General features: G+C 39.0%; 23 protein-coding genes. 7 read left to right on the top strand and 16 right to left on the bottom strand.

What is annotated here, in order from left to right; all coding sequences use genetic code 11:
* Nucleotides 1-49 precede the first annotated feature (49 nt).
* Nucleotides 50-1081: an outer membrane protein Omp38 gene (gene omp38 / locus AC07U8_RS03600; protein WP_034609990.1), complete on the bottom strand. Its 1032-nt coding sequence runs from the start codon at nucleotides 1079-1081 to the stop codon at nucleotides 50-52.
* 484 nt (nucleotides 1082-1565) lie between these two features.
* Between omp38 and AC07U8_RS03595 the strand changes: the two genes are divergently transcribed.
* A complete protein-coding gene (locus AC07U8_RS03595) occupies nucleotides 1566-1988 on the top strand; it encodes a GspH/FimT family protein (RefSeq protein ID WP_244015088.1) in 423 nt (140 codons plus the stop codon).
* 117 nt (nucleotides 1989-2105) lie between these two features.
* A complete protein-coding gene (locus tag AC07U8_RS03590) occupies nucleotides 2106-3281 on the top strand; it encodes a thiolase family protein (RefSeq protein ID WP_303576760.1) in 1176 nt (391 codons plus the stop codon).
* A gap of 100 nt (nucleotides 3282-3381) precedes the next feature.
* Here the strand turns inward: AC07U8_RS03590 and AC07U8_RS03585 are convergent, their stop codons facing one another.
* Nucleotides 3382-6099: a DUF2339 domain-containing protein gene (locus AC07U8_RS03585; RefSeq protein ID WP_494737342.1), complete on the bottom strand. Its 2718-nt coding sequence runs from the start codon at nucleotides 6097-6099 to the stop codon at nucleotides 3382-3384.
* Between the two features lie 162 nt (nucleotides 6100-6261).
* Between AC07U8_RS03585 and polA the strand changes: the two genes are divergently transcribed.
* Entirely contained in the window at nucleotides 6262-9024 is a 2763-nt protein-coding gene (gene polA / locus AC07U8_RS03580) for a DNA polymerase I (protein WP_494737341.1), read from the top strand.
* Nucleotides 9025-9180: 156 nt separating this feature from the next.
* On the opposite strand, the gene AC07U8_RS03575 is transcribed toward polA, so the two are convergent.
* From AC07U8_RS03575 to ppx, 6 genes are all read right to left on the bottom strand, one after another.
* On the bottom strand, nucleotides 9181-9543 hold the full coding sequence (locus AC07U8_RS03575; protein ID WP_494737340.1) for a hypothetical protein: 363 nt from the start codon (nucleotides 9541-9543) through the stop codon (nucleotides 9181-9183).
* 113 nt (nucleotides 9544-9656) lie between these two features.
* Nucleotides 9657-10226 (bottom strand): YggT family protein, encoded by a 570-nt coding sequence (locus AC07U8_RS03570; RefSeq protein ID WP_004723028.1) that lies wholly within the window; start codon nucleotides 10224-10226, stop codon nucleotides 9657-9659.
* A gap of 26 nt (nucleotides 10227-10252) precedes the next feature.
* Nucleotides 10253-11083: a pyrroline-5-carboxylate reductase gene (gene proC / locus AC07U8_RS03565; protein ID WP_494737339.1), complete on the bottom strand. Its 831-nt coding sequence runs from the start codon at nucleotides 11081-11083 to the stop codon at nucleotides 10253-10255.
* 15 nt (nucleotides 11084-11098) lie between these two features.
* On the bottom strand, nucleotides 11099-12460 hold the full coding sequence (tilS, locus tag AC07U8_RS03560) for a tRNA lysidine(34) synthetase TilS (protein WP_494737338.1): 1362 nt from the start codon (nucleotides 12458-12460) through the stop codon (nucleotides 11099-11101).
* Nucleotides 12397-13221, bottom strand: coding sequence for an acetyl-CoA carboxylase carboxyltransferase subunit alpha (locus tag AC07U8_RS03555; RefSeq protein ID WP_004819131.1), 825 nt, complete (start codon nucleotides 13219-13221; stop codon nucleotides 12397-12399). Before AC07U8_RS03555 ends, tilS begins: the two co-directional genes overlap by 64 nt.
* A 102-nt stretch (nucleotides 13222-13323) precedes the next feature.
* Nucleotides 13324-14844 (bottom strand): exopolyphosphatase, encoded by a 1521-nt coding sequence (gene ppx, locus AC07U8_RS03550; protein WP_056514857.1) that lies wholly within the window; start codon nucleotides 14842-14844, stop codon nucleotides 13324-13326.
* A 292-nt stretch (nucleotides 14845-15136) separates the two neighbouring features.
* On the opposite strand from ppx, the gene trxA reads away from it, so the two are divergent.
* The 3 genes from trxA (at nucleotide 15137) to AC07U8_RS03535 (ending at nucleotide 17717) form a co-directional block, all read left to right on the top strand.
* A complete protein-coding gene (gene trxA / locus AC07U8_RS03545; protein WP_004723035.1) occupies nucleotides 15137-15463 on the top strand; it encodes a thioredoxin in 327 nt (108 codons plus the stop codon).
* Between the two features lie 344 nt (nucleotides 15464-15807).
* On the top strand, nucleotides 15808-17076 hold the full coding sequence (gene rho / locus AC07U8_RS03540; RefSeq protein WP_004723038.1) for a transcription termination factor Rho: 1269 nt from the start codon (nucleotides 15808-15810) through the stop codon (nucleotides 17074-17076).
* A 380-nt stretch (nucleotides 17077-17456) separates the two neighbouring features.
* Nucleotides 17457-17717 carry a hypothetical protein gene (locus tag AC07U8_RS03535; protein WP_034609976.1) on the top strand — a complete coding sequence of 87 codons (261 nt, stop codon included), beginning with the start codon at nucleotides 17457-17459 and terminating at the stop codon, nucleotides 17715-17717.
* A 543-nt stretch (nucleotides 17718-18260) separates the two neighbouring features.
* Here the strand turns inward: AC07U8_RS03535 and AC07U8_RS03530 are convergent.
* From AC07U8_RS03530 to pheS, 3 genes are all read right to left on the bottom strand, one after another.
* A complete protein-coding gene (locus tag AC07U8_RS03530; protein ID WP_004723042.1) occupies nucleotides 18261-18557 on the bottom strand; it encodes an integration host factor subunit alpha in 297 nt (98 codons plus the stop codon).
* Nucleotides 18554-20935, bottom strand: coding sequence for a phenylalanine--tRNA ligase subunit beta (pheT, locus tag AC07U8_RS03525; protein WP_494737337.1), 2382 nt, complete (start codon nucleotides 20933-20935; stop codon nucleotides 18554-18556). Before pheT ends, AC07U8_RS03530 begins: the two co-directional genes overlap by 4 nt.
* 130 nt (nucleotides 20936-21065) lie before the next feature.
* Entirely contained in the window at nucleotides 21066-22046 is a 981-nt protein-coding gene (pheS, locus tag AC07U8_RS03520; RefSeq protein ID WP_004723046.1) for a phenylalanine--tRNA ligase subunit alpha, read from the bottom strand.
* A gap of 217 nt (nucleotides 22047-22263) precedes the next feature.
* On the opposite strand from pheS, the gene AC07U8_RS03515 reads away from it, so the two are divergent.
* A complete protein-coding gene (locus AC07U8_RS03515; protein WP_494737336.1) occupies nucleotides 22264-23292 on the top strand; it encodes a hypothetical protein in 1029 nt (342 codons plus the stop codon).
* A gap of 44 nt (nucleotides 23293-23336) precedes the next feature.
* Here AC07U8_RS03515 and ybiA read toward each other — a convergent pair whose 3' ends face one another.
* From ybiA to AC07U8_RS03490, 5 genes are all read right to left on the bottom strand, one after another.
* Entirely contained in the window at nucleotides 23337-23885 is a 549-nt protein-coding gene (gene ybiA / locus AC07U8_RS03510; protein ID WP_494737335.1) for a riboflavin biosynthesis intermediates N-glycosidase, read from the bottom strand.
* Nucleotides 23882-24382 (bottom strand): GNAT family N-acetyltransferase, encoded by a 501-nt coding sequence (locus AC07U8_RS03505; RefSeq protein WP_494737334.1) that lies wholly within the window; start codon nucleotides 24380-24382, stop codon nucleotides 23882-23884. The genes ybiA and AC07U8_RS03505 overlap by 4 nt, the downstream gene beginning before the upstream one ends.
* Nucleotides 24383-24694: 312 nt before the next feature.
* Nucleotides 24695-25225 carry a P-loop NTPase family protein gene (locus tag AC07U8_RS03500; RefSeq protein WP_494737333.1) on the bottom strand — a complete coding sequence of 177 codons (531 nt, stop codon included), beginning with the start codon at nucleotides 25223-25225 and terminating at the stop codon, nucleotides 24695-24697.
* A gap of 98 nt (nucleotides 25226-25323) precedes the next feature.
* A complete protein-coding gene (locus AC07U8_RS03495) occupies nucleotides 25324-25521 on the bottom strand; it encodes a hypothetical protein (RefSeq protein WP_004723056.1) in 198 nt (65 codons plus the stop codon).
* A gap of 135 nt (nucleotides 25522-25656) precedes the next feature.
* Nucleotides 25657-26034: a hypothetical protein gene (locus AC07U8_RS03490; RefSeq protein WP_494737332.1), complete on the bottom strand. Its 378-nt coding sequence runs from the start codon at nucleotides 26032-26034 to the stop codon at nucleotides 25657-25659.
* Nucleotides 26035-26105: the final 71 nt, after the last annotated feature.

The following is a 26105-nucleotide window of genomic DNA, read 5'->3' as shown; positions in this document are numbered from 1 at the left end:
ATAAAAAAGCGACTCAATTGAGTCGCTTTTTTATTCACTAAATAAAGGATTATTTAGTTACAGTACGGCTACCAGTGATTGTCGCGAATACACGACGGTTCATAGCACGACCTTCTTTAGTTTTGTTGTCAGCAATCGGTTGATCCCAAGCGAAACCTTGAGTAGACAAACGAGATGCATCGATGTTGTACTCGCTTACAAGCGCTGATTTAACAGAGTTAGCACGAGCTAAAGATAAACGTTCGTTTAACTTACGTGGACCAGTGTTATCTGTATGACCTTCAATACGAGCAGTCGCATTCGGGAATGTAGTTAACGCATCAGCAACTTTAGCAACTTCTGGCTTGTATTGATCTTTGATGTTTGATTTGTTTGTATCAAAGAACACACGAAGTTCCATGTTCAAATCTTCAGTAAGAACTTGTGGAGCTGGTTCAACTGGAGTTGGAGCAACTGGAACCACTGGAGCAACTTCTACTACAGGAGCAGCAGGCTTCAAGTGACCACCAAGAACTACGTTAAGACCTGCAAGAGCAGTATAGTTCCAGAATTTTTCGTCAAAGTTATAAGTACCACGAGCTTCAGTACGAAGAGATAAAGCATCGTTTAAGCGCCAGAAAGCACCAACACCAGCATTACCTAAAGTACCTTCTTCGTTGTTATGGTAAGACATGTCATCAAGTTTATACTTGTAATGACCAGCACCTAACAATACATACGGTTTGATTTTGCTGTCATAGTTTTTAGTGATCAAATCAGAAGTAGCATAAAAGTTACCGTTGATTTGAGTTTGCTTGTATTCAGAACCAGCTACGCCAGTACCGTCAAGATCACCTTTAACTTGGTTATATTCAGCTTCAAAACCTAACCATGGAGTAAGTTCTACACCAAGTGCAGCACCAACGAATAAATCGTCTTGTAATTCAGGGCCGTTAGTTAACTCGCCTTTATTACCACCATTGTTGTGTTGAGTGTCTTGGAAAGTGTAACCAAGTAGTAAAGGTGTAACAGTTACACCAGCATTAGCAGCAGCGAATGGAGCGGCAACAAGCATAGCAAGTGCGATACGACTCAATTTCATGGATATCCTCCAGAGATAACAATTGTTGTTCAAGCTTAGCCTAAAATTTATTGGCTATCCTGAGATAAATTTTAATACCCCAGTATTATTTTTAAGCTACTCACGTTGAATCATACAAACACTTGAGGCTTTTTCCAAGTGCTTGATAACTTTAATCAAGTAAATTATTGACAAAATTACTTACAATTTCCGTTGTAATTCGGTAACTTTTTACTCAATTTTTTTGCGTGGATCGCTTATCTTTTTGCTACGTGCATTTTAGCAGTAAAAGAAACTGATAGTAATAAATATTTTACTACGTTAACATTTCAATTAAATTTAATAGAAAAATCATTATTTTTCAAATAAAAAACAAGACTTAACAGAAGATCCAAAGATGTATTTTTATTGTAAAGCGCGAGGTCTTACCTTGTTCGAGCTTATTACCACTATTTGTATCCTTACAATTATCTGCTTAATCTGTTTGCCCCATTATCATAATTGGATGCAAAAACAAGAGATTAGAATCATTTCCACACATATTCAACAGCATGTTTCTTATGCAAGAAGTCAAGCTTTAGTTCGACATACCACTGTGGTGATTTGCTCATCTGAAGATTTAATTCGATGTGAAAAAGATAAATGGAACAAAGGATTACTTATTTTTACAGACAAAAATAAAAACAAGCAGATTGATGAGGATGACCACATACTCCTCAAAACTGAAAATAAAATTAAATATGGCAAGCTGACTTGGGTGGGAAGTGCCAGTAGTAGAGATGTATTGACTTTACAAGGGGATACAGGTTTACCCAGAGGTTCACCTGGAAGTTTCTATTATTGTAGCCAATATGATGCAGAAAATAACAAACGCTACAAAATCGGACGAATGGGCGCGATAAATTTAGGACCACCACCTGAATGTTAAAAACTGTTCTCTACGGTCAGCATATATTCAATCGCTAGACTTTATTCTTATACTATTTTTTATATACTGCTTAGGTTTTGGATATATTCACAGAATAATCATTTGGAGATTAAAACAATGACTGACATCGTAATTGTGAATGGTGCGCGTACAGCTATGGGTGGTTTTCAAGGAAGCCTGACCAGTTTGACTGCGCCAGAACTAGGTGCTGCGACGATTAAAGAAGCCATTGCCCGTGCGGGCTTACAACCAAATGATGTACAAGAAGTCATTATGGGATGTGTTTTACCTGCAGGTTTAAAACAAGGCCCGGCTCGCCAAGCAATGCGCAAAGCTGGCTTACCTGATTCAACTGGTGCTGTAACCATTAACAAATTGTGTGGTTCAGGCATGAAAGCAGTCATGCAGGCTGCGGATGCAATCAAAGCAGGTTCAGCAGAAGTGATTGTTGCTGGTGGTATGGAATCGATGACCAACGCACCTTATCTTTTGCCAAAAGCACGTAGCGGCTATCGTATGGGCCATGGCGAAGTAAAAGACCATATGTTCTTTGATGGCCTAGAAGATGCTGAAACAGGTCGTTTAATGGGTTCTTTTGCCCAAGATATGGCAAATAGCAAAGGCTATACACGCCAACAGATGGATGATTTTGCGATTCGTTCTTTACAACGCGCACAAAAAGCCATTACTGAAGGTTGGTTTAAAGACGAAATCGTTTCTGTCACAGTTTCAAGCCGTAAAGGCGATGTTGTTATCGATCAAGATGAACAACCATTTAATGCCAATATCGACAAAATCCCTAGCTTACGCCCTGCGTTTGCCAAAGATGGAACGATCACTGCAGCCAATGCCAGTTCAATTTCAGATGGTGCATCTGCGCTGGTTTTAACCTCTGCGGATCATGCTAATGCAAAAGGTCTTCAACCTTTAGCAAAAATTGTTGCCTATGCTTCAAACTCACAACACCCCTCTGAATTTACCATTGCCCCTGTAGGTGCAATCCAAAAGGTATTGGATAAAACCGGTTGGGATGTTCAAGATGTTGACTTATGGGAAATCAATGAAGCATTTGCTATGGTTACCATGTGCCCTATCGATGAATTTAAATTGGACGCTGAAAAAGTTAATATTCATGGTGGTGCATGTGCCCTCGGCCATCCTGTTGGTTCTACAGGCTCACGCATCATCCTGACCTTGATTCATGCTTTAAAACGTACTGGTGGTAAAAAAGGTATTGCTGCCCTTTGTATTGGTGGTGGTGAGGCGACTGCTGTAGCGATTGAAATTCTTTAAGCACCTCAATCCTTGAATTAAAAAGAGGCGTCTATTACATGGTAGACGCCTCTTTTATTTTGCTTTCACCTGAACAACTTAAATATCGCTCAATTCATAATTAAGGATTTAAATTTTTCTGCTCTGGAATCGGGGCAATATAGGCAATAATCAGCATCACAAAACCCGCACCCAAGAAAGAAATCACGCGCGTTAACGTTCCAATATGAGATAAATCAAACAGTACCAATTTTAAGATGACAATCACCAAAATGCTTCCCCCTAAAATCCATAAAGGACGTAATAATTTACGGCTAGCAAAGCTCATCGCAATAAAGGCTAAGCTTACCCAAAGCAAGGTTAGACTCAGTTGTGCAGTGGCATCTTGCCAAAGACTCAGTTGGTTATAAGGTGTAGCAAAATACACATGTAAGGCTCTTAGAACGATATAGCTACTCAGCCATAACAAACTTAAAACACATAGCACTGCAAGTATTCCATGGTCGATTCCCGGCTTCAAAGCTTGTTTAAATTGAAGGTTCAGCATCCAGAAAAAACCAATTAACATGGCGATACTAACCAAATCAAAGGGATTTAAGATTGGTAATAAATATCCTTGAAATGCTTGCTGTGAAAATAGCTGAGAACAAATCATCCAAATCAACATTAGTAACAAACTGCTGCGCGTTTGCCAAAACATTGTCCATTCTGAGTTTTTCTGAAAGAAGCACCATCCACAAAACACTAAAGGTAAAATGACCACGCTGATATAAGGCATCGTTGCAATTAGGCTAAGACTGCTTAGACTTAAACTGATTAAAACACCTAAACTGAGCCATTCACTTTCAAACTGTAGCCCTTTTGCAGGTCTTAACCAGACTGCCGCTAGCACTAAACCTGAAACTGCGATGCCCCATCGTTCAATATCACTGGTCCATAGCAACATGCCATTTTTACTAATATCCAATAATAAAATGAGTGTGAATACATAGACGGGAATTACCCCAATCCATTTTGGAATCAACCATGTTGATCTGGCCTTTAGCCATAACATCAATTCATTCATCAACAGATAAGCAATAACCACAATCAATACACTGTATATATATCGATTTTCTCCCTCTAAGTGATCAAGCAATAATGCAAGAATCATCGTGGTTGCAGAAATCATCAGCAGGCTTAAAAACAAGGTCGTTACTGAACTGATCTGTTTGCGAAAATCATCACGGCTATTTACCAATAACACCACGGCGATATAGCTTAAACTTAAGCACCAATACATCGTGGTTGGAAAATCAGGCAATTCAAACAAGTAATAAAGGCTTGAACAGCCTGCAACAATCAACAAGGCAATCGCCATATAACGACTGATCACCGATTGTCGATATAAAGCAAAGCCAAAAATACAGAGGCCTTCAACAGCCCAACCCACCACACTCCACTGACCATGCAGAAGAATCGGTGGAATTAAAGCAATAAAAATCAATGCCAAACTAAAATAACTTTGAGAAATCAGTTGAATAGACTGGTTACGTTTTGAAAGTTGGTAAATTCCTGCAAACACCACTGCAAAACCCAAGCTAAAGCCAGCAAGAATCAGTTCTTGGTGAAAATACATTAAATATAAAAATAAATAGCCAATAATCGGTGCGCCAAAAATCAACGCAACATCTAAACTGGGTTTCAGTTTAAATTGCTCAAGATCCTGTTTGGCGATCAATTGACTGAATCGAAAACCAAGCCAAATGAATACTGTGAGATGTGCAAGAATAAGTATCGTGAGTGACTGTTTTTCTTGACTATAGCCATGATAGAACGCATAACCACCACCAATGATTACAGTCACTAAAAAACCGATCTGATTTAAATATTTCCAAGGTCTTAAGGTACTGAGTATAGCAATCGCAATGTTAATCACTAAATAATAAGCCATCAGTTCTGCTACCGTTGCATTTCGCACAGGCAACGTAAATGGCGCAATATAAGCGATAAGCACTGCCATCAATGCCAATTCCACGCTTTGCTGCTTTAAGCTTAAACTCAATGTCAGCGCCATAATTACTGCAAAACACAAACTTGCCAGATAAAGACTCGGAATCACCTGATTGTAGTAGGCAAAGAATAAGGTTAAAAATAATCCTGCCAGCCCCAAGCCCTCTATTGCTAAGGCAAAACTACGATTTTTATTTTGTAGCAACACACCCAACGCGGTGATTGCCCCACTAGACAAGGCAACGATTGAAAGTTTGACCGCTAAACTTAATTGCCAATGCTCTGTCGCAAAACGCAGCAATAACACAATACCAATCACCAAAACCAAGATCGCAACTTTCAAAACAGGGTTGCCTTGAAAAATCCATTGGCGAATTTGCCCCATTAAGTTCAGCGATGAATCTTGTGGCGTGCCAATGTTGTGTTGTATAGATGATGGATTGTTTAAATCTGAAGATCGCTGTTCTGACAAATTCAAGTGTTGAATTTGCAATTGAACTTGGCTCAAATAGCGCTCTAAACGGCGTAACCAGCGTAAGAAAAAGAAAATCCAAGCAGTTAGACCTAAACCCACCATCCAGCTCAAATGCAGTGTTAAACCTACAACAGCAATAATCGAAGAGACATATAATGGCACTTTCGAGGTACTTTGCAGTGGAACCCGTGTCTGTTGCGCGATCTGTTGCAATGGATCTTGAATCGCATCCACATACTGCATCACACTCATGACAAATGCCAAACCACAGATGTAGGTCAATATCCGTGCATCTAAAAACCATGCACTGACTGCGATAATGATCAGCATCATTAACCAAATGATGCGAATTTCACTCTGCCCTTTGAGCATATTTCATCTTTCTCGATCCTGAGTAACTCGATGATACAACAGCCTTGCCTAATGATTATGTGAATTCATCAGATATTCAGTAACACAAGGATGACTGTTGCATCTTCGCAAGCGCAAAAAATCACGTACAATAAAGCGGTTATTTGAATTAGGAAAATATCAATGCCACCATTTGTATTGGTCGATGGGTCATACTTTTTATTTCGTGCTTTTCATGCACTCCCACCTTTAACCACATCAACTGGATTACAGACCAATGCGATTCGCGGGGCAATTTCTGCAATTCAAAAACTGATGCGTCGTGTGCAACCAACACATATGGCGGTTATTTTTGACACACCTGAACCCACTTTCCGCCATGTACTGTCACCGATATATAAAGGTGACCGCCCAAGCATGCCAGAAGAATTATCACAACAAATCCCTTATTTGCATGCCTTGATTCGTGCTTTAGGTATTCCATTACATACGCTTCCGGGTGCTGAAGCGGATGACATCATTGGAACCTTGGCAAAACGTGCTGAAAAAGCCGGTCATCAAGTTTTGATTTCTACGGGTGATAAAGACATGGCGCAGTTGGTCACGGATAAAGTGACCCTCGAAGACAGTTTTAAAGACAAACCGATGGATGTCGATGGTGTAATCGAAAAATTTGGCGTCCGTCCAGATCAAATTATTGATTATTTAACTTTGATGGGTGATGCCTCTGATGGTATTCGTGGTGTACCTGGTGTAGGTGCAAAAACGGCCGCCAAGCTGTTAAATGAATATGGTACGATTGCTGGCATTTTGGAAAATGTTGACAATATCAAAGGTAAAGTTGGACAAAGTTTAAAAGACAATGTTGAAGGGATTGCACTTGATCATCAATTGGCAAGTATCGTTATCGATCTCGATTTAAGTTTGACGCATGATGATTTAAAGCTATGTGAACCTGATGTTGAAGCATTGCGTAACTTGTATACTGAGCTCGAATTCCGTAATCAGCTACAATCGCTAGATCATCCCAACAATCCCAATAGCCCAGCCTATAAACAAACAACACAAAGTATTGGCAAAACTGAGCAGCCTGTTGAAAGTGAAATTACAGATCAAGCAACAAGTTCGAGTGTTGATGACCGTCTGGGTGAAGCCACTTATCATACTGTTTTAAGTCAAGAAGCATGGGATAAGCTCTTCCAGCGCTTATGCACAGAAAAACGTTTTGCAATTGACACTGAAACCACAAGTTTAGATTACCGTATCGCTGAAATGGTCGGTTTTTCAGTGGCTTTTGATGCCAATGATGCTTATTACATCCCATTAGCACATGATTATGAAGGTGCTCCTGAGCAACTCAATCGCGATACAATTATTCAGCAAATTAAACCGATTCTTGAAGATCCAAGTGTTAAAAAAATTGGACATCATTTAAAATATGATGCGCATATTTTTGAAAATCACGGTATCCATTTACAAGGCTGGTACTTTGACACCATGCTGGCCTCTTATGTCTTAAATGCAGTAACAACACGCCATGGTATGGATGATGTTGCGCGCGTTTACCTGAGCCATTTGACCACAACTTTTGAACAAGTTGCTGGTAAAGGTGCAAAACAAAAGACCTTTAATCAAATCGAGATTGAAACCGCTGGACATTATGCCGCAGAAGATGCGCATGTCACTTATCGTCTTTATGAAGTTTTAGAACGTAAGCTGAAAGAAATTCCTGAACTGATCAATATTTTACATCACATTGAAATGCCAGTAGCCAGTGTTTTGGCGACCATGGAAGAAAATGGGATTGAACTTGATCTAAGCTTCTTGGATCAACTCAGTGTGGACTTTGCCAATACCATTCAAAATCTTGAAAATCAAATTATCGAAATTGCAGGCGAATCTTTTAATGTCGGCTCACCCAAACAAGTCGGTGAAGTTTTATTTGAAAAATTAGGTTTAAAAGGTGGCAAAAAAACTGCAACGGGACAATACAGTACCTCTGAAGCAGTTTTAGAAAAAATCGATCATCCAATTACTGAACTGATCATTGAGTATCGCGGTTTAACCAAGCTTAGAAGTACCTATACCGAAGCCTTAGTCAAACAAGCCAATCCCGATACCCACCGCGTACATACCAGTTACCATCAAGCCTTAACAGCAACAGGTCGTTTGTCTTCAACCGATCCAAATCTACAGAACATTCCGATACGTGAAGAAATTGGTCGTCAGATTCGTAAAGCCTTTATTGCACCTCAAGGTCGTGTACTTTTGGCAGCCGATTATTCACAAATTGAATTACGTTTAATGGCGCATTTCTCACAAGATGATGCTTTGGTTGATGCCTTTCAAAATGGGCAAGATGTACACCGTCGTACAGCATCCGAGGTCTTGGGTGTCGCGCTGGAAAATGTAACCTCTGATCAACGCCGCCAAGCCAAAGCTGTTAACTTTGGTTTATTGTACGGTATGTCTGAGTTTGGTTTGATTCGTCAACTGGGCTTTACTCGTGAAGAATCGCAAAACTATATTAAGCAATACTTCCACCGTTATCCGGGTATTTATGAGTATATGCAACGTACCCGCCAAGTCGCACTGGAACAAGGTTTTGTAGAAACCATCACAGGTCGTCGCTTATATACACCAGATATTGACGCTCGAAATATGATGGTGCGTAAAGGTGCGGAACGTGCTGCGATTAATGCGCCACTCCAAGGCTCTGCGGCTGAAATCATTAAAATGGCGATGATTGAAGTCAATAAAATCCTCCCCCAAGATCAGGCCAAACTTTTACTACAAGTACACGATGAATTAGTATTTGAAGTTGATGAAGCTATTGCAGATCAATTGGCTACACAGATTAAAGATGTAATGCAAAAAGTCGTCACCTTATCAGTACCTTTAGTTGTTGAAGTCGGTCAAGGTAAGAATTGGGGTGAAGCACATTAAGCCTTTGAAACGTTCCCTGTCCGTCTAGGAAGAAACTTAGGATGATAGATATTTTTTTAAACATCTGTCATCCTAACTAAATACTAATATTTTTCAAATCACTCTATTTAAATATCCAATATATTTGCCATAAATATAGCTGAATTATCAAAAACTCTAATCTAAATCATGCTCTTCCATTGATAATTTGATTGTTAAACTTATTTCTTTGTAGCTTAAATTTCTTAAAACATTCAGACATAGCACCTTTAACTCTTCAATCATGGCTTGTTGTTTTTCTAAACCATTTTTAGGATCTAAACTCGACCACACATCAATTTCATCAAAACAACCAATCACATACTTCAAATCTTCAGAAAGAACTAATGAATGCTCAAACTGATGTAAACCTTGTAATCTTCCTAATGACCATATCCCTGCTTCTGGCTGAACAGCCCCCAGTTTCATTGCCTCTAAAATACCCAAAGCGAGTGAAGCCAAATAAAACTCTGCATTTACATTATTGGTTTCAATTTTCATATGATTCTATTTTTTACCATTTAAAGTTTACGAATAACCCACTTAGATCATCGTCTGCTTTATCTCATAAAAAAAGGACTCTATTGAGTCCTTTTGCTATTTAAACCGGTGAATTAAAGACCTGTTAGCAATGCAATCGCAGCATAATCCATAACTTTTTCAGCAATGATCAATGCCAAAATCGCTAAAATTGGAGAAAGATCAATCATTCCCATATTTGGCATGATACGACGGAACGGCGCCAATAACGGTTCAGCAAGCTCTTGAATGACTTCAATATAAGGTGATCTTGACTGAGTAAACATCACCACCCAACTGAGAATAATAGTCGCAAAAATTAAATAGCGACAAAAACGAATCAGGTCTTGGATCATGGTCACAAAAGTTAAAATGATCAAATGTACAGGACTATTGGGTATTGCACCTTGCAAGTACATCATTCCAAAAATTTTAAGCAGATATAACACCACCAGCAAAACCAATGCAGCTGTATTTACTCGCCCTTTGGCCAAAGGCGGAAAAATTCGCCCAAACATATCCACAATTTTTGTCGCTTTAACTGTCGACATCACCACTGGATTGTATGGACTCACCATGGCCAATTGCATTAAAAAACGAAAGAATACGAGCAAAATCGCTACGTTAATAATAATGCCAAAAATTTGCGCAGAATTTGCACCCATACTGGAACGTTCCTAAAAATCAATAATTATTTAATGCTGTCACTTAATTCTTGAGCCAGTTCCTGACTACGCTTCTGCGCAGCAGCTAAAGCTGTCTGAATATTTTGAGAAATTTGAGCACGATCAAATACTTCTAAAGCAGCTTGTGTAGTGCCGTTTGGAGAAGTCACATTTTTACGCAATTCTGATGGCGCATTTGAGCTGGTAATTGCCATTTGTGCTGCACCAAGTGCTGTCTGTAAAGTTAAAGCAGTCGCAACCTTTTCATCTAAACCCATATTTTTTCCAGCACGAATCATGCTTTCCATCATATAGAAGAAATATGCAGGACCTGAACCAGAAACAGCAGTTACAGCATCAATTTGTACTTCAGAACTCACCCAAAGCGTTAAACCTGTCGCAGCAAGTACTTGTGTTGCCAATTCGCGGTCTTTAGCACTGACCTCTGGTTTCGCAAACATACCATGTGCACCTGTTTGAACCAAAGCAGGGGTATTCGGCATAACACGAACAACACGCTCACTGCCGGTTAAGTCTGAAATCGTTTTAATTTCAGCACCAGCAACGATCGAAATCAATAATTTATCTTCGAGTAAACCTTTTAATGGTTTAAGTACCCCACCCAAAACTTGAGGTTTTACAGCAAAAACAACAATATCGGCATTTTTAATTGCTGCGATATTATCATCAGTCACATGAACATCTTTTTCTTGTAGCAATTGTCGAATATTTTCAAAGGGGTCAGAAACTGTAATACGTGTTGCAGGTAATCCACGACTCAACAAGCCACCAATTAGGGCTTGTGCCATATTCCCACCACCAATGAAAGTAATATTACAATTTAACGCTGCACTCATGAATCACGCTCGACCTTAGTTTTTTAACTCAGAGATTAAATTTGGTTGCCATCCACCCACTTCACAATATTCAGATTGCGCCAACCAAAAACCATTTGGTGTAAACACCCCAAGCATAACATTATCTACACTTAATATTTGAATTGTATGACGCATCCACGGAAAAATATGTGCTTCTTGAATGGCTTTTTTCAAAGGCCAAGCACCGACTCTGCCATAAAGATGAATTTTTTCACCACCCAAACGCGGCTTTAATGTTAGCTTATGATTGAATAATGCAAAAGCCAGACCCATTTTAGAGCTTTCGATCTGAAACACACCAGATATGAATTGTAGTTGTTGATGAAGCTGGAATTGAACTTCCTGTTCTTGAGGCAATTGTTTAGATTTTGATGCTAAATATTGGTTTTGTTCAATTCGATATAACTGATTTTGATAACGTAAATAATAAAAATGATTCCAATGTAAAGCAGCTTGCGCATCTGTTTTAGACTCAATTACTTCATCTTGTAGCCTTTGCACCATATCCAAGGCTGGGCGATATGTCCCCTCACCTTTCATCCATATCGATAGAAGTTGCCGCTGCCTAGCAAGGGAAAGAGAAGCCAATTTGGCTAAATCCAATTGCGAATAATGACCACAGAACTTTAAATCCTGCTGTACCACCTCATTGAGAATTTCATCAGCATCTTGCATTAAATAGCTGGTACGTGCCAATGCTTGCTGCATTTTAGGATAACGACTTTGCAAAATATGCCAAAGTTCATGTCTACACCATGCACGGTCATAATGTGTATCTAAATTGGAAGGATCGTCCACATAATCGATTTGCAGTTGCTCAACCCATTGGCAAATCTGCTCACGGGAAGTATCCAGTAAAGGTCGCCAAATCAGCAATTGATCGCGCTGATCGATGGATTGCATCGCAGATAGACCTGTAACCCCAGCACCTGACAACAAACGCAACATTAACGTTTCAGCCTGATCTTGCTGATGATGTGCAAGAACCAATACCTCATTTTCATCGATATGCTGTAAATAGGCTTGGTAACGTGCTTGACGTGCTTGATTCTCAAGATTGCCTTGAGCGACTTGAACCGACTGAAGAATATAAGGAATATTCAGCGCTGTGGATTGTTGAGCAACAAAATCAGCCCACACATCACTGACTTTTTGCAGGTGATGATTAACATAAATTGCACGAATTTGTTTGGGGAAAAGTTGTGCCATCAGATGTAGCAACAGCATGGAATCCATACCACCACTACATCCGATTAAGAAACGGGTATTTTCAGGAAATTGAGAATACTGTTTTAAGAAGCCAGACCTAAATTGTCGCTGCCAAACTTCATTAAACGTTGATAACGTGCTTCGCATCGTTCTTCCGCAGTCATTGGCTGTAATTCATCAAGCGCTTGTTTTAACACATCCTTGAGTTTTTCCATAACCTCAAAAGGATGTAAATGAGCACCCTCACCTTCATCAACCACATATTCAACAATACCAATTTCTTTGAGCTTGTCGGCAGTTAATGCAAGTGCTTCACTGGCTTGTTCTGCTTTATCTGCAGTTTTCCAGAGAATAGAAGCACAACCTTCAGGTGAAATCACAGAGTAAATACTGTGTGACAGCATAATAACGCGATCTGCAACACCGATGCCCAAAGCACCACCAGAACCACCTTCACCTAAAACTGTTGCAATGACTGGCACTTTAAGGCTTGAAAGTTGCGCCAAGCTGGTTGCAATTGCTTCTGCTTGTCCACGCTCTTCAGCACCAATACCCGGGTATGCTCCCATGGTGTCAACAAAGGTAAACACAGGAAGATTAAAGCGTTCCGCCATATCGAGTAAGCGTTGCGACTTTCGGTATCCTTCAGGATTACACATCCCAAAGTTATGCTGTAATTTTTCACGCGTGCTACGGCCACGGTGTTGGCCCACAACCATTACGGGTTGACCGTTAAAACGGGCCAATCCACCCACCATTGCACCATCATCACCGTATAAACGATCACCATGCAAGGTATCAAATTCAGTAAAGATTTCGCCTACGTAATCCAAAAATTGCGGACGCTCAGGGTGACGTGCAATTTGAACCGTTTTCCAAGCTTGAGATTGAGCAGCTTTATTTTTCATAAGTCGAGTATTATCCCTAATTCACCGATGGATTACGCATCGGAAGTTTAGGTTTAAGTGATATGAAATGATTGATCATTCCATCATCACCAAACCTTTAAGTTAATCGATAAACTGTTCCGACTGAATATTCAATTCAATGTCCCAATGCTTAAATTGCACTTGCTCATCATGCAAATCTGCAACCAGCAATGGCCATTGTTTGGCATCACCAGAAACGCTGAGTTGCCATTGTTGCTCATTCTCCACTGTCAATTCAATGGCAGGAAGCATCTCGTCGCTACGACTATGATTTAGTAAAACTGCAAGACGAAGCAACAAGCACAAGTACACAAGCTTGTTACCGCCCACTTTTAACACGTCTAATTTGGCATCTACTCGTAATTTACGACGGTGATGAGCGACCAAATGTGACAAATGGTTTTGATCAATTTGTGAAAAACCGGGGATGTCTGAATGTTGTAATAAGTAAGCACTGTGCTTTTGATAACCACTATGACTAATGGCTAAACCCATCTCGTGCAAATAAGCAGCTCGACGCAACAGATCACTATCATCACTGTTTAAGTTAAGTGTACTGGCCACAGCATTAAACAAATGTTGTGCTGTTTCAACCACACGCTCAGCTTGTTTTGCATCTGCGCCATAGCGTCCCATCATTGCCTGTACACTGCGATCACGAATATCTTCATGTTGGAAACGACCGAGCAAGTCATACATTACACCTTCGCGTAATGCCCCATCCGAATACACCAATTTATCAATATTCAAGACTTCAAACACAGCATAAAGGATCGCTAAACCCGCAGGTAATACTGCTCGACGATCTTCTTTTAATCCATCAAATTCCATATCTGAAATATTTTTAAATTTCAGCAATTTGTCTTTTAATTTTTCTAAACCTTCACGAGTCAGATTCTCTTGCTCATCACTCCAGCCCATATTGACCGCAATTTGGCGACACGCTTTGATAGTTCCACTAGAACCGACCACAGTATCCCAACCCGCAGCTTTATAGGTATTTGCAATCGAAGATAATTCTTTTCGTGCCGCAACCACAGCTTTATCAAAAGCTTTGTTGTTAATATCACCATCAGCAAAATAGGCTTTAGTAAAGGCAACACAGCCCATTTGTAAAGATTCAGTATGAATCGGCTCGAACTCTTCACCAATAATCAGTTCAGTAGATCCACCACCAATATCGATCACCAGACGACGACCACTATTGGCCATGGTATGTGAAACACCCAAGTAAATGAGTCGGGCTTCTTCTCGTCCCGCAATAATTTCAATGGGCTTTGGCAAGATCTCCGCTGCTTTTTGAATAAACTCATGCCCATTTTTCGCTTGACGCAGCGCATTTGTCGCGACAATTCTGAGTCGAGTCGGCTGTACTGAACTTAAACGCCCAACAAAACGCGCTAAGCAAGCCAAGCCCCGTTGCTGTGCAGCTTCAGTTAAGTTTTTATTTTCATCTAATCCAGCCGCAAGCTGAACCTTTTCTGACATAGAAGCAACTTTCTTAACTTCACCATGATCCACACGAGCAATTGCCAAATGGAAACTATTTGACCCCATATCAATCGCAGCAAGTAATTCTTCATCAATCAAAAAATCAGACATTATTTATACAAACTCATACTGAATTGCTGCTTAGATTAATTCACATACACGCTTTTTAAAAGCCATTTATTTAGACAATTTGATGAGTCATTATTTTTTCAGCATATATGACAATTATGTGACAGTTTCACTGGTTTTTCTAAAGATCCGATTGTAAATATCGTGAGCATCAATTGGACAAACTCACAAATTAGAATGAAAATTTAAGTATCCCCCTACATTGTTAAAGATGACTATGTAATACTTATATCCATAGATAGATTCATCTTTAAAATATTTTGGAGCAAAATCCATGTCTGGCAATATCGTAAATACCACTGATGACAACTTTGATGCAGATGTACTTCAATCTGATATCCCTGTAATCGTAGATTTCTGGGCAGGCTGGTGTGCACCGTGTAAAGCGATTGCACCAGTCCTTGAAGTACTTTCAACTGAATTTGAAGGTAAAGTTAAAATCGTTAAAGTTGATGTAACTGCGTGTGAAGCAACTGCGGTCAACTACAACATTCGTAACATTCCAGCATTATTGATGTTTAAAAATGGTGAAGTTGTTGCTCAACAAATTGGTGCAGTGCCAAAATCTAAATTAACTGCATTCATTGAAGAAAATATTTAATTTGCTGAATTTATACATTATTTGTATAAATCTAGGAAAATGAGAAATACGCTTGATTTTCTAGCGTATTTTTTTTCGACTATAATTTGACAAACTTGTTGATCTAACTTATATTCCATGCTCAAGGAACATTAGGATTCTCTTCCTGTTTCTTAAAGGACAACACATAAGATCGCCGTTCGGCAACAGAAATTGTTTTACATATTTCTCCTCGAAAGAACTACATAGATTCTGAGTTTGTTTTTGTGTCTATACAATTTCAACTCACCTATTACACTGCTGGCGACTTTTGCTTCTTTTCTCTTTATCTGTGTTCCACACATCCTTATTCAATCTGACCATTTATGAATTTAACTGAACTCAAGAAAAAACCGATCGGCGAACTCATTAAAATTGCTGAGTTTATGGGCCTTGAAGGAATGGCTCGTAACCGTAAGCAAGACATCATTTTTGCCATCCTCAAACGCCATGCAATGAATGGCGAAGAAATTTTTGGTGATGGTGTTCTTGAAATTTTGTCTGATGGTTTCGGCTTTTTACGCTCCGCTGCAGGTTCTTATCTTGCAGGTCCGGATGATATCTATGTTAGTCCTTCACAAATTCGTCGTTTTAATCTACGAACTGGTGATACGATTACAGGTACGATTCGCCCACCTAAAGAAGGTGAACGTTACTTTGCATTATTAAAAGTTAATCAAATTAACTATGACACCCCTGAAAACTCACGCAATAAAATTTTATTTGAAAACCTCACACCACTTTTCCCAACTGAGCAATTGGTTATGGAACTGGGTAATGGTTCTTCTGAAGATTTGACAGCGCGTGTCGTGGACTTGGTTGCACCCATCGGTAAAGGCCAACGTTCAATTATCGTAGCACCGCCAAAAGCGGGTAAAACGATGTTATTACAGAACATTGCCCAATCTATTGTGCGTAACAATCCGGAATGTTTCCTGATTGTCCTTCTGATCGACGAACGTCCTGAAGAAGTGACCGAAATGGAACGTACTGTACGTGGTGAAGTTGTTGCATCAACATTTGATGAATCTCCAGCTCGCCATGTCCAAGTTGCTGAAATGGTGATTGAAAAAGCCAAACGTCTGGTAGAGCACAAAAAAGATGTTGTGATCTTACTTGACTCAATCACGCGTTTAGCACGTGCTTATAACACTGTTGTTCCTTCATCAGGCAAGGTACTTACCGGTGGTGTTGATGCACATGCCTTAGAACGCCCTAAACGTTTCTTTGGTGCTGCACGTAATATCGAAGAAGGCGGTTCTCTCACCATTATTTCGACTGCATTGATTGAAACAGGCAGTAAAATGGATGAAGTGATCTACGAAGAATTCAAAGGTACAGGTAACCAAGAAATCATCCTTGATCGCCGTATTGCTGAAAAACGCGTCTTCCCAGCAATGAATATCAAAAAGTCAGGTACGCGTCGTGAAGAGCGTCTCATGAGCGAAGAAAACCTACGTAAAGTATGGATTCTTCGTAAACTTCTTCATCCTATGGATGAATTAGTGGCGATGGAATTCTTGTTGGATCGCATGAAAGAAACCAAAACCAATGATGATTTCTTTGATCAAATGAAGCGCAAAGCTGCCAACTAATTCCATAAATACTTAAAAAGGCTACTCTAAGAGTAGCCTTTTTATTTGGTTGACATTATTTACATAAATATACAATCATCGAGTTTCAACGTTACACGATATTGCAAATATTTGAATATAAAAATTATTCATCAAGATTTTTTATATTTATTAATAACTTATTTATCAATAAACCAATCTAAAAACGCAACTTGATTGTAAAATACTGTTAAAAAACCATCATTTTTTCATCAATTTGGTCAGTTTTTTTAAGATAAACAGTAGCAATTCAAAATGCGCAGTGATAGCATATTCGCATACCAGTTAGACTGCTCATGCAAAAAGCAAAAAACAGGCTAACTTGGGTTTTTTGTCTCTATTAAATTTATGAGAGTGATGCCATGTTATTCAAAAAAATCGCTATTGCTGCTGCAGTTGCTACTACTTTAGCTTTCGTTGGTTGTGCTAAAAAAACTGAAGAAGCTGCTGCTGATGCAAACGCTGCTGCTTCTCAAGCTGTAGAAGCTGCTTCTGAAGCTACTGCTGCTGTTGACGCTGCTGCTGCATCTGCTACTGATGCTGCTGCTGACGCTACTGCTGCTGCATCTGATGCTACTGCTGCTGCTGCAGACGCTTCTGCTGCTGCTTCAGCTGCTCAATAATAATCGCTTAGATTATTATCAAGAAAAGAGAACCTTTTAGGTTCTCTTTTTTTTGCTTTGTTTTTTACTTTAAAGTTTAAATAATCATAAACAAGCTGTATCACCCTTCGCTACTGAACCCGTAAATCCAATAAGTACAAAACTATTTTACTTTGCTTATCAACCGTTAAAATTGCAAGCGTATTGGATCATCTTAACCAATACTAGAATAGGTTTACTTATTTGCATTTTTATAAAGATGCTAAGAATTTTCTTAAAATAAATTTGTCCCACATAAGGGCCTCACTTTTACCCAACAATTACACCATCTCTCACTACTCTGTTTTTTACCAAACCTCACACACGTAAACCCATTTGATCTTTGGGTATTGGGATAAAAAGCGATATTCCAGTCTTATCACTGTGATTACAGCAAACTGGTTAATCGAATTCAAATGATGTTTATTTCTGGCAATAAAAAACCCCAAGCAGATTACTCAGGGTTTTTATCTTACAAAACTTTTAGATTACAGAGCTTTCATCTTACGACACACAAATTGCCGATTAATCTTCTTGTTCTGTACCCACACGTTGTCTAAATTTTTGACCTGCACGGAATGTTACAACTCGACGTGCTGAGATTGGAATCTCTTCTCCAGTTTTAGGATTTCGACCTGGACGTTGACGTTTGTCACGTAGTTCAAAATTTCCGAAACCTGAAAGTTTGACTTGTTCGCCTGCAATTAATGCTTGGCTAATCTCGTCAAAGAACAACTCGACCATTTGTTTTGCTTCACGACGGTTTAAACTCGTAAGCTCACTTAAATGATCAGCCATTTCTGCTTTTGTTAATGCTGTCATGAGGCCCTCAATGTCGCTTGATAAGTGTCTTCTAACACTTGAATAATATGATCCATACCGGATTTAATCTCAGCATCTTCGAGTGTACGTGATGGATGTTGCCATAACAATGCAAATGCTAATGAGCGCTTACCTTGTTCAACACCTTGCCCTGTATACACATCAAATAACCAAGTAGAGTCTAAAAGCTCTCCACCCGTTTTTTCGATAAGTTGCTGAATTTCACTAACATTAATCTTATCACTAATTACAAGCGCAATATCACGTCTAACCGATGGAAATCGTGATAATTCTGTAAAATTAGATACATAAGTTTGCAAAACAGCCGATTGGTCGAGCTCTGCGATCCAAGTTGTGCTCAAATCCAGTGCATTTTCCAAAGATGGATGTAGACGACCTAAATAACCTACTGATTTCCCATCCACGAGAATTTCCGCAGACTGACCTGGATGCAACCATTCACGATCAGAACGAACATATTCAACGTGAACACGTCCAGCTGCTAAAATTTCTTCGACCTCGCCTTTGAGATCAAAGAAATCCATAACTTGAGCTTTTCCATGCCAAGATTCAATTTGTTTTGATCCTACAGCAATCATAGCCAAAGTTGGAATCTGTTTCAAATCTTCTATACTTTTCGCGTTTTGATAATCAAAACGTAGCCCTAGCTCAAAGAAACGCACACGACTTTGTTGACGATTGATATTGTACTGAACACACGGAATTAAGCTTGAAAGTAAAGTTGAACGCATGACCGCCAAATCACTTGAAATCGGATTTGCAAGCGCCAATGGATTTACTTGTGAATTCAATTGTTTTTCAAGTTTTAAATCTGCAAAACTAAAACTAATCGCCTCTTGATAACCCAGTGTTACTAAAGTTTGACGTAACTGAGTCAGTTCAAATTGATCCTGATGTTTAGCAAGTTTTACATCAATCACAGGCAGACTAATTTGAATATTGTCATAACCATGTATACGCGCAACTTCTTCAATTAAATCTTGATAAATTGCCATATCGTAACGATGTGAAGGTGGTACAACAGTCCATTTACCTTCAGCTGTTACAGTCACAGCACAACCTAAACGTTGCAACGCATCTGTAATAAATGCAGTAGGAACTTGATAACCCAGTAATTGATCCACTTGTGCTTGATTCAACTCAATTGCTTCACGTTTAGGCAACAATTCAGTTTTTTCAGATACGGTAATTGGACCGAAATCACCACCTGCAAGAGTTTGAATCAATTGTGAAGCGCGTTGCATTGCGATCATAGGCAATTCAAAGTCCACACCACGTTCATAGCGTTGTGACGCATCTGTATGCAAACCATAACGGCGTGCACGGCCTGCGATATGTAATGGTGCAAAGAATGCAGATTCAAGGAAAATCTCAGTGGTTTCATCTGTTACAGATGAGGACAAACCACCCATGATGCCTGCGATCGCCAATGCTTTTACATCATCTGCAATCACCATAACATCTTCAGTCAATTCAATTTCTTGTTCATTTAACAAAATAAGCTTTTCATTTGCACTTGCCTGACGCACATGCACTGAACCGTGAACCTGACCACCATCAAACGCATGTAACGGCTGACCAAGTTCCATAAGCACATAGTTGGTAATATCAACAAGAATACTGTGTTGACGAATACCTGAACGTGCTAGAGCTTGCTCCATCCATGCAGGCGTAGCTGCTTTGGTATTTACATTTTTAATTACACGACCTAAGTAACGAGGGCAACCATCCGTTGTCACAACAACTTGCTTCTGATCAGCAATCGTAGCCGCAACCTCTTGAATTTCAGGTGCGGTTACAGGCAATTGGTTAATTACCCCAATTTCACGTGCCACTCCACGAATACTAAAACAGTCACCACGGTTTGGCGTGATACTAATATCAATCACATGATCATCAAGATTTAAATATTCTCGAATATTTGTGCCTACAGGTGCATCTGCAGGAAGTTCTAACAGACCATCAATTTTATCTTCAAGGTCAATTTCTGAAGCACCACACAGCATTCCTTGTGATTCAACACCACGAAGTTTGCCTTTTTTAATTTTAAAATCGCCCGGAAGCACTGCACCAATGGTTGCAACTGGTGCTTTCATCCCAACGCGTACATTTGGTGCACCACATACGATTTGCAAAGGTTCACCCGAACCAATATTCACCGTGGTGACACGTAAACGATCTGCATCAGGATGTTGTACAACAGTTAAAACTTCACCAATCACCACACCTGTAAATGGTTTAGCTGCGGGAACCAGTTCATCAACCTCAAGTCCCAACATGGTCAGTTGATCAGACAAAGTATCGCTATCAATTGCAGGGTTGACCCATGTGCGAAGCCAATTTTCGCTAATTTTCATTTCTAAAACCTATATTCAATATCTATGAATTCCTCTCTGACTCCCCTTTAAAAAGAGGCAGAACCCTTCGTCTCATTATCTTGGACATCCCCTCTCCTTTTAAGAGAGGTCAGGGAGAGGTATAAATTTGTTAAGCAAATTGGCGTAAAAAACGCACATCGTTTTGGTAGAACATACGCAAATCATTGATGCCATAACGCAACATTGCGAAACGCTCTACACCGAGACCAAATGCAAAGCCTTTATATTTTTCGGGATCAATACCCGCAGCTTGTAGAACATTTGGATGCACCATACCGCAACCCAAAACCTCTAACCAACGACCACGCTCATCCATAATATCCACCTCAGCACTTGGCTCAGTGAATGGGAAATAAGACGGACGGAAGCGCACTTTTAAATCTTTCTCAAAAAATTCATTTAGCAGATTAATCAACAAACCTTTTAATTCTGCGAAGCTGGTATTTTCAGCAACGTATAAACCTTCGATTTGATGGAACATTGGAGAATGGGTTTGATCTGAGTCACAACGATAGACACGCCCCGGACAAACGATACGAATCGGTGGTTGCGAGTTTTCCATTGTGCGTACTTGTACACCTGAAGTATGGGTACGTAGCAAATGGTTTGCATCAAAATAAAACGTATCATGCATCGCACGTGCTGGATGATGTCCTGGAATATTCAATGCTTCAAAGTTGTGATAATCATCTTCAACTTCTGGCCCTGTCGCAACAGTAAAACCCGCTTTGGTAAAGAATTGACAAATACGTTCTTGAACCTGAGTAACGGGATGAATACTTCCTACAGCTTGCCCACGTCCTGGCAAAGTAATATCAATTGTTTCACTTGCTAGCTTTAATTCTAATTCAGCTTTCTGTAATTCAGTTTGGCGTTCAGTCAATGCTGCACTGATCGCTTCACGTACTGCATGAATTGCAGCGCCCTGAACTTTACGCTCTTCAGGGTCCATTTTGCCAAGTGCCTTAGATTGTTCCGCAAGCTGGCTTTTTTTCCCTGTAAATTGCACTCGTACTTGGTCGAGTGTAGTCAGGTCTTGAGCTGCTGCAATCGCAGCGAGCGCTTCAGTGGTCAGGGCTTCCAGTGACATAGTAACTCTCAAAGCAATATTTTAGAAAAATAATATAACTCTATATTCTAACAGTTTTTATGCAGTTGAATGAAGTTTCCGCTTTACAAAAAATACGATTAGTCACAACTTATTCTAAATAATTTGTATATTTCCCTGTTTGATTCCTGTTGAAATGCTAGAACTTTGATTTATAAAAAGTATAAAATGGATTTAATGTCGCTGAGATCTATAAAAAATGGCACTCGATCAAATCTGGAAACGTCAACTTACACTCGTCACTTATGGCAATGAGTATCTCACTCAAGGGATCAGTTTTTCTCGTTGGGTCAATCATGCCATTTTTAATCAGCATGCTTTTGGCTTCCGTGATTTAACCAACCAGCACCTATTGGCACAGCATTTTCAGATTTGGCTTGAAGGGCTAAAAAAACAAGGCGTGTATCGACTCAGCTTACATAGCGCGAGCATTTTAAATGATGAACAAAATCCAAATGCCAATGTTGAACTGTTAGCCATCCCACACTTTATTGTTAGCCATGATCAACAAAAGAAAACTGCATGGATTTTTGGTAAAGAATTGGCAGAATGGTATAGTGCAGACAATGATTATGAAGCGCCTGAGCAACAACGCCCCAATTTACGTACCGAGATTTTTTGGCGCTATGATCTCAATGCAAAATTGATTAAACGGATTGAACAAGATTTAGTTCAACCGAATTGGGATGATATTCAAGTTTATACAGACAATGAATTGTTCGATACTCAATATGCCAAAGGTTTTCCAGAACCTGTAAATAAAGATTTACCTTATTATGGATTAGATGAAACGCTATACACGACCGAGGATTCAAGCCTTAAACTTGCGCTGTTACCCACTGACTATCAAGCTGATTACGCACATGAAACCTTCTGTCGTATCGATGCATTAGAAAGCTTTATTTCTACAAAATTAAAGCATCCCTATGATGAAAATGAGCAAATCATGAGCCCTGAAGAACAAATGAATTTGCGCCATTTCCTCCAAAAAGTTGAAGATTTAAAATCAAAATTTATCGTTAAAGTTGCAAATCATTATAAATCTGCGCGCTTAACGCCGAAACAAATTGCTTCACCCTTTGACGCGCATGACAATATCAAAACCGAGCAGCGTCAAGCGTTTAACAGCAAGACAAATCCTGAGCATAAACCCGGTAAAACAGGTGTTTTTGCATTAATTATTGTGACCATTTTAATCTGCCTTGCGGCTTATTATTTTGGACTATAATGTCTTATCTATTTGATAAAATGAATCTTAAAAAGAAAGCAACATTAAAGTTGCTTTCTCACTTCCATTAAGGCAAAACCCAAAAGATTTAAACCTTGCCATGCGTTTGGATTTGTCGCATTAACATGATCTGCTGCAATTCCAATCCCCCATATTTGATCTACAGGCGAGGCTTCAACGATGATTTGATCTGAGGTACCCAGTAGAAACGCTTTAAGATCACTGTCTTGAGAAAACTTAGCCAAATTACCTTGAACCACAATTTCATAACGATGAGCAATCCAAATCTCATCTTGATAATTTTTGACCAAACGACCTAATGCTTTTATTTTCTTAGGATCGTCTGTTTGTAAAATTTTCTGAAAAATATCCTCATCATTAAATAGTTTGGCTTTCTGCGCCATCATATACTGTTCTGTACTTTGATAATTGACACCATCAATTTCAAATTTTGCAGGAAACCATTGACTTAAACAGCTCTTGTCTATTTTTCCAGAAGTCTTTTGACTATGCCCCCAAAAACACAAATAACTATACTTTTGCCCGTTCTTTACTTGCTCTTGTAAAGTTGTTAAAAATTGAGAATCACTCATTTTATTGTCCTATGATTAATATCCCACTGATACGATACTTCTGTTATGCCATCACCATAATCAGAAAGAATCTCTTCTCCAAATACATTTCCCCCTAATTTCTCATAGAAATGACGGCTTGGATTTTTATTGATCACGCCCAAGCGAATAAATTGATAATGCTTAGCATGAGCATATTGATAAAAGCGCTCAAACATCTCACGACCAACACCTTGTTTTTGAATTTTCTTTAATAAATAAAAAGCATTAATTTCTGCGATATTATGCGTTGTATTAAAATAACCACTTAAAAAACCAACAATTTGGCCATCTTGCTCATATATCAGTACATGGTGATCTTGATGCGAAAAAATCTGTTGCCAAAGCTGTACTCGCTTTTCGATATCTGCGCGATCTATAATTTCTTGCTTAATCATACCAGTATAGGTTTCATTCCAGCTTTGCACATGCACTTCAGCAATCTGCTGAGCATCACCTAAAACAGCTAATCGAATCATATCATCCTCATTTAATTGGGACTTGCCTCGAAACTAAACTTTATACCCTTCAAAAAATTAGGTAAAAAACTTTTTTATATTGTTTAATCTTACATGTTTGTATCTGTCGCGCGATGTCATGGATATCAGCAACGGGGGGGGGAAGTACTGCACATACCCCACCCAATCCAAGATTTTTATCACTTTGTATGCTAAGTAAAAGCACAGCTTTCTATAGAGCAACTTAAGATATCAGCTACACAAATATATTCAATCAATACATGGTATAGCAGGATAAGTTAACTTTTAGAGGCACTGGTGAGTTATGACGCGTCAAATAGACGCTAAAAATTGATCAATATCTTTTCGCGATTTTAAATGGATAAATCGAATATGTGAATATTGAGGATCATTCATCATCGTTATATATTGCTGACGATTTTTTTGATGCGTTTTAATCATCCACCAAATAATCGAATCACGACTAAACATCTTACTAAAACTTTCACGATTATTTGAACTCTTCCAAAGTCTGTGTCTAAAAATAGCACGACGAACAGCTCGTTGTATGGATTGGTAAAGATTGATATAAAAAGGGATATCTAACCAAATTACGGTATCGATATCTTGCCATTTGATCTGCGTGGTTCGCGTATAATTACCATCTATGATGAAACCAGATTTAGCTTGATCTAATTTGGCCTGAATTTTCTGAAAAAATGCAGTATCGGTAGACTCTTGCCAATCATCCAGCCAGAATAAATCATCCAATTCAATGTAGGTGAGCTTTAATTTTTGAGCCAATTTTATTGAAAATGTTGTTTTTCCTGACGCAGAAGTCCCCACGACATTTATGCATTTCATAAATTTAAGAACCCTCTAAAAATAAAAAAGTAGCCAAATAAGCTACTTTAGATCGCGTAACAAACCAATCATCATTCAATCATTTTAGCTGGTTGGTATCAAAATACGGGTCGTATACTGAGTATCACTTTATGTTCATTTGCATGTTGATTGATATAGTGCTCAACTGCTGTTACTTCACCTTTAACTTCAGCATCTGCACCATACATCACTTTTAAAACTTCCCCAACTCTGGGTAGTAGTTGCAACTCAACTTCAATTGCACCTTGTTGTAAACCTTCAATCTCAACACGCATACCTGCTCCATCATTTTCTATTATTCATTGTTCTACTCTATGCGAGCTATTTCTAAAACAATAATGTTTTCACGTTGATATTATGTAATAGGTATGCAAAGTTATTTGATTGTTTAATTCATTCGGATGGCCGGCTCAATCATCATAATCCAAATCATCCTCATCAATATTGATAAAATTTGCTGGTGGTGTAATTTCAAACCTGACGGCTTTAATCGTGAGATGATGGAGTAATTTTGCTTTTGCCACACGATGCATACCATCCATCACCTTGCCATCAGCAGATAGAATAATTGGATAACTTAAATCTGCCTGCTGTATCAATTGAAAATGTTCAATCATTTGCTGTGTTGTTGGATGTGTATCTGGAAACCAATACGCTTCATTGAGTTCTTGTATATCGGATAATAGAACGTTATGGACTGGGAAATTTTGGCTCAGTTCAACCAGATGATGCACATCCCAAATATAAGTGTCTTCACCAACTTGGCAAAAGTGATATTGTTTACGCATATAAATTTGAAATAAAACTAAGATTCATTTATAAATAATAGCTCTATTAAAAACATTATTTAAAACAAATC

The organism is Acinetobacter sp. GW821-FHT01E09, from assembly GCF_059422385.1.
Note: the sequence above shows the minus strand (reverse complement) of the source record. Positions and strands in the feature narration are given on the sequence as shown.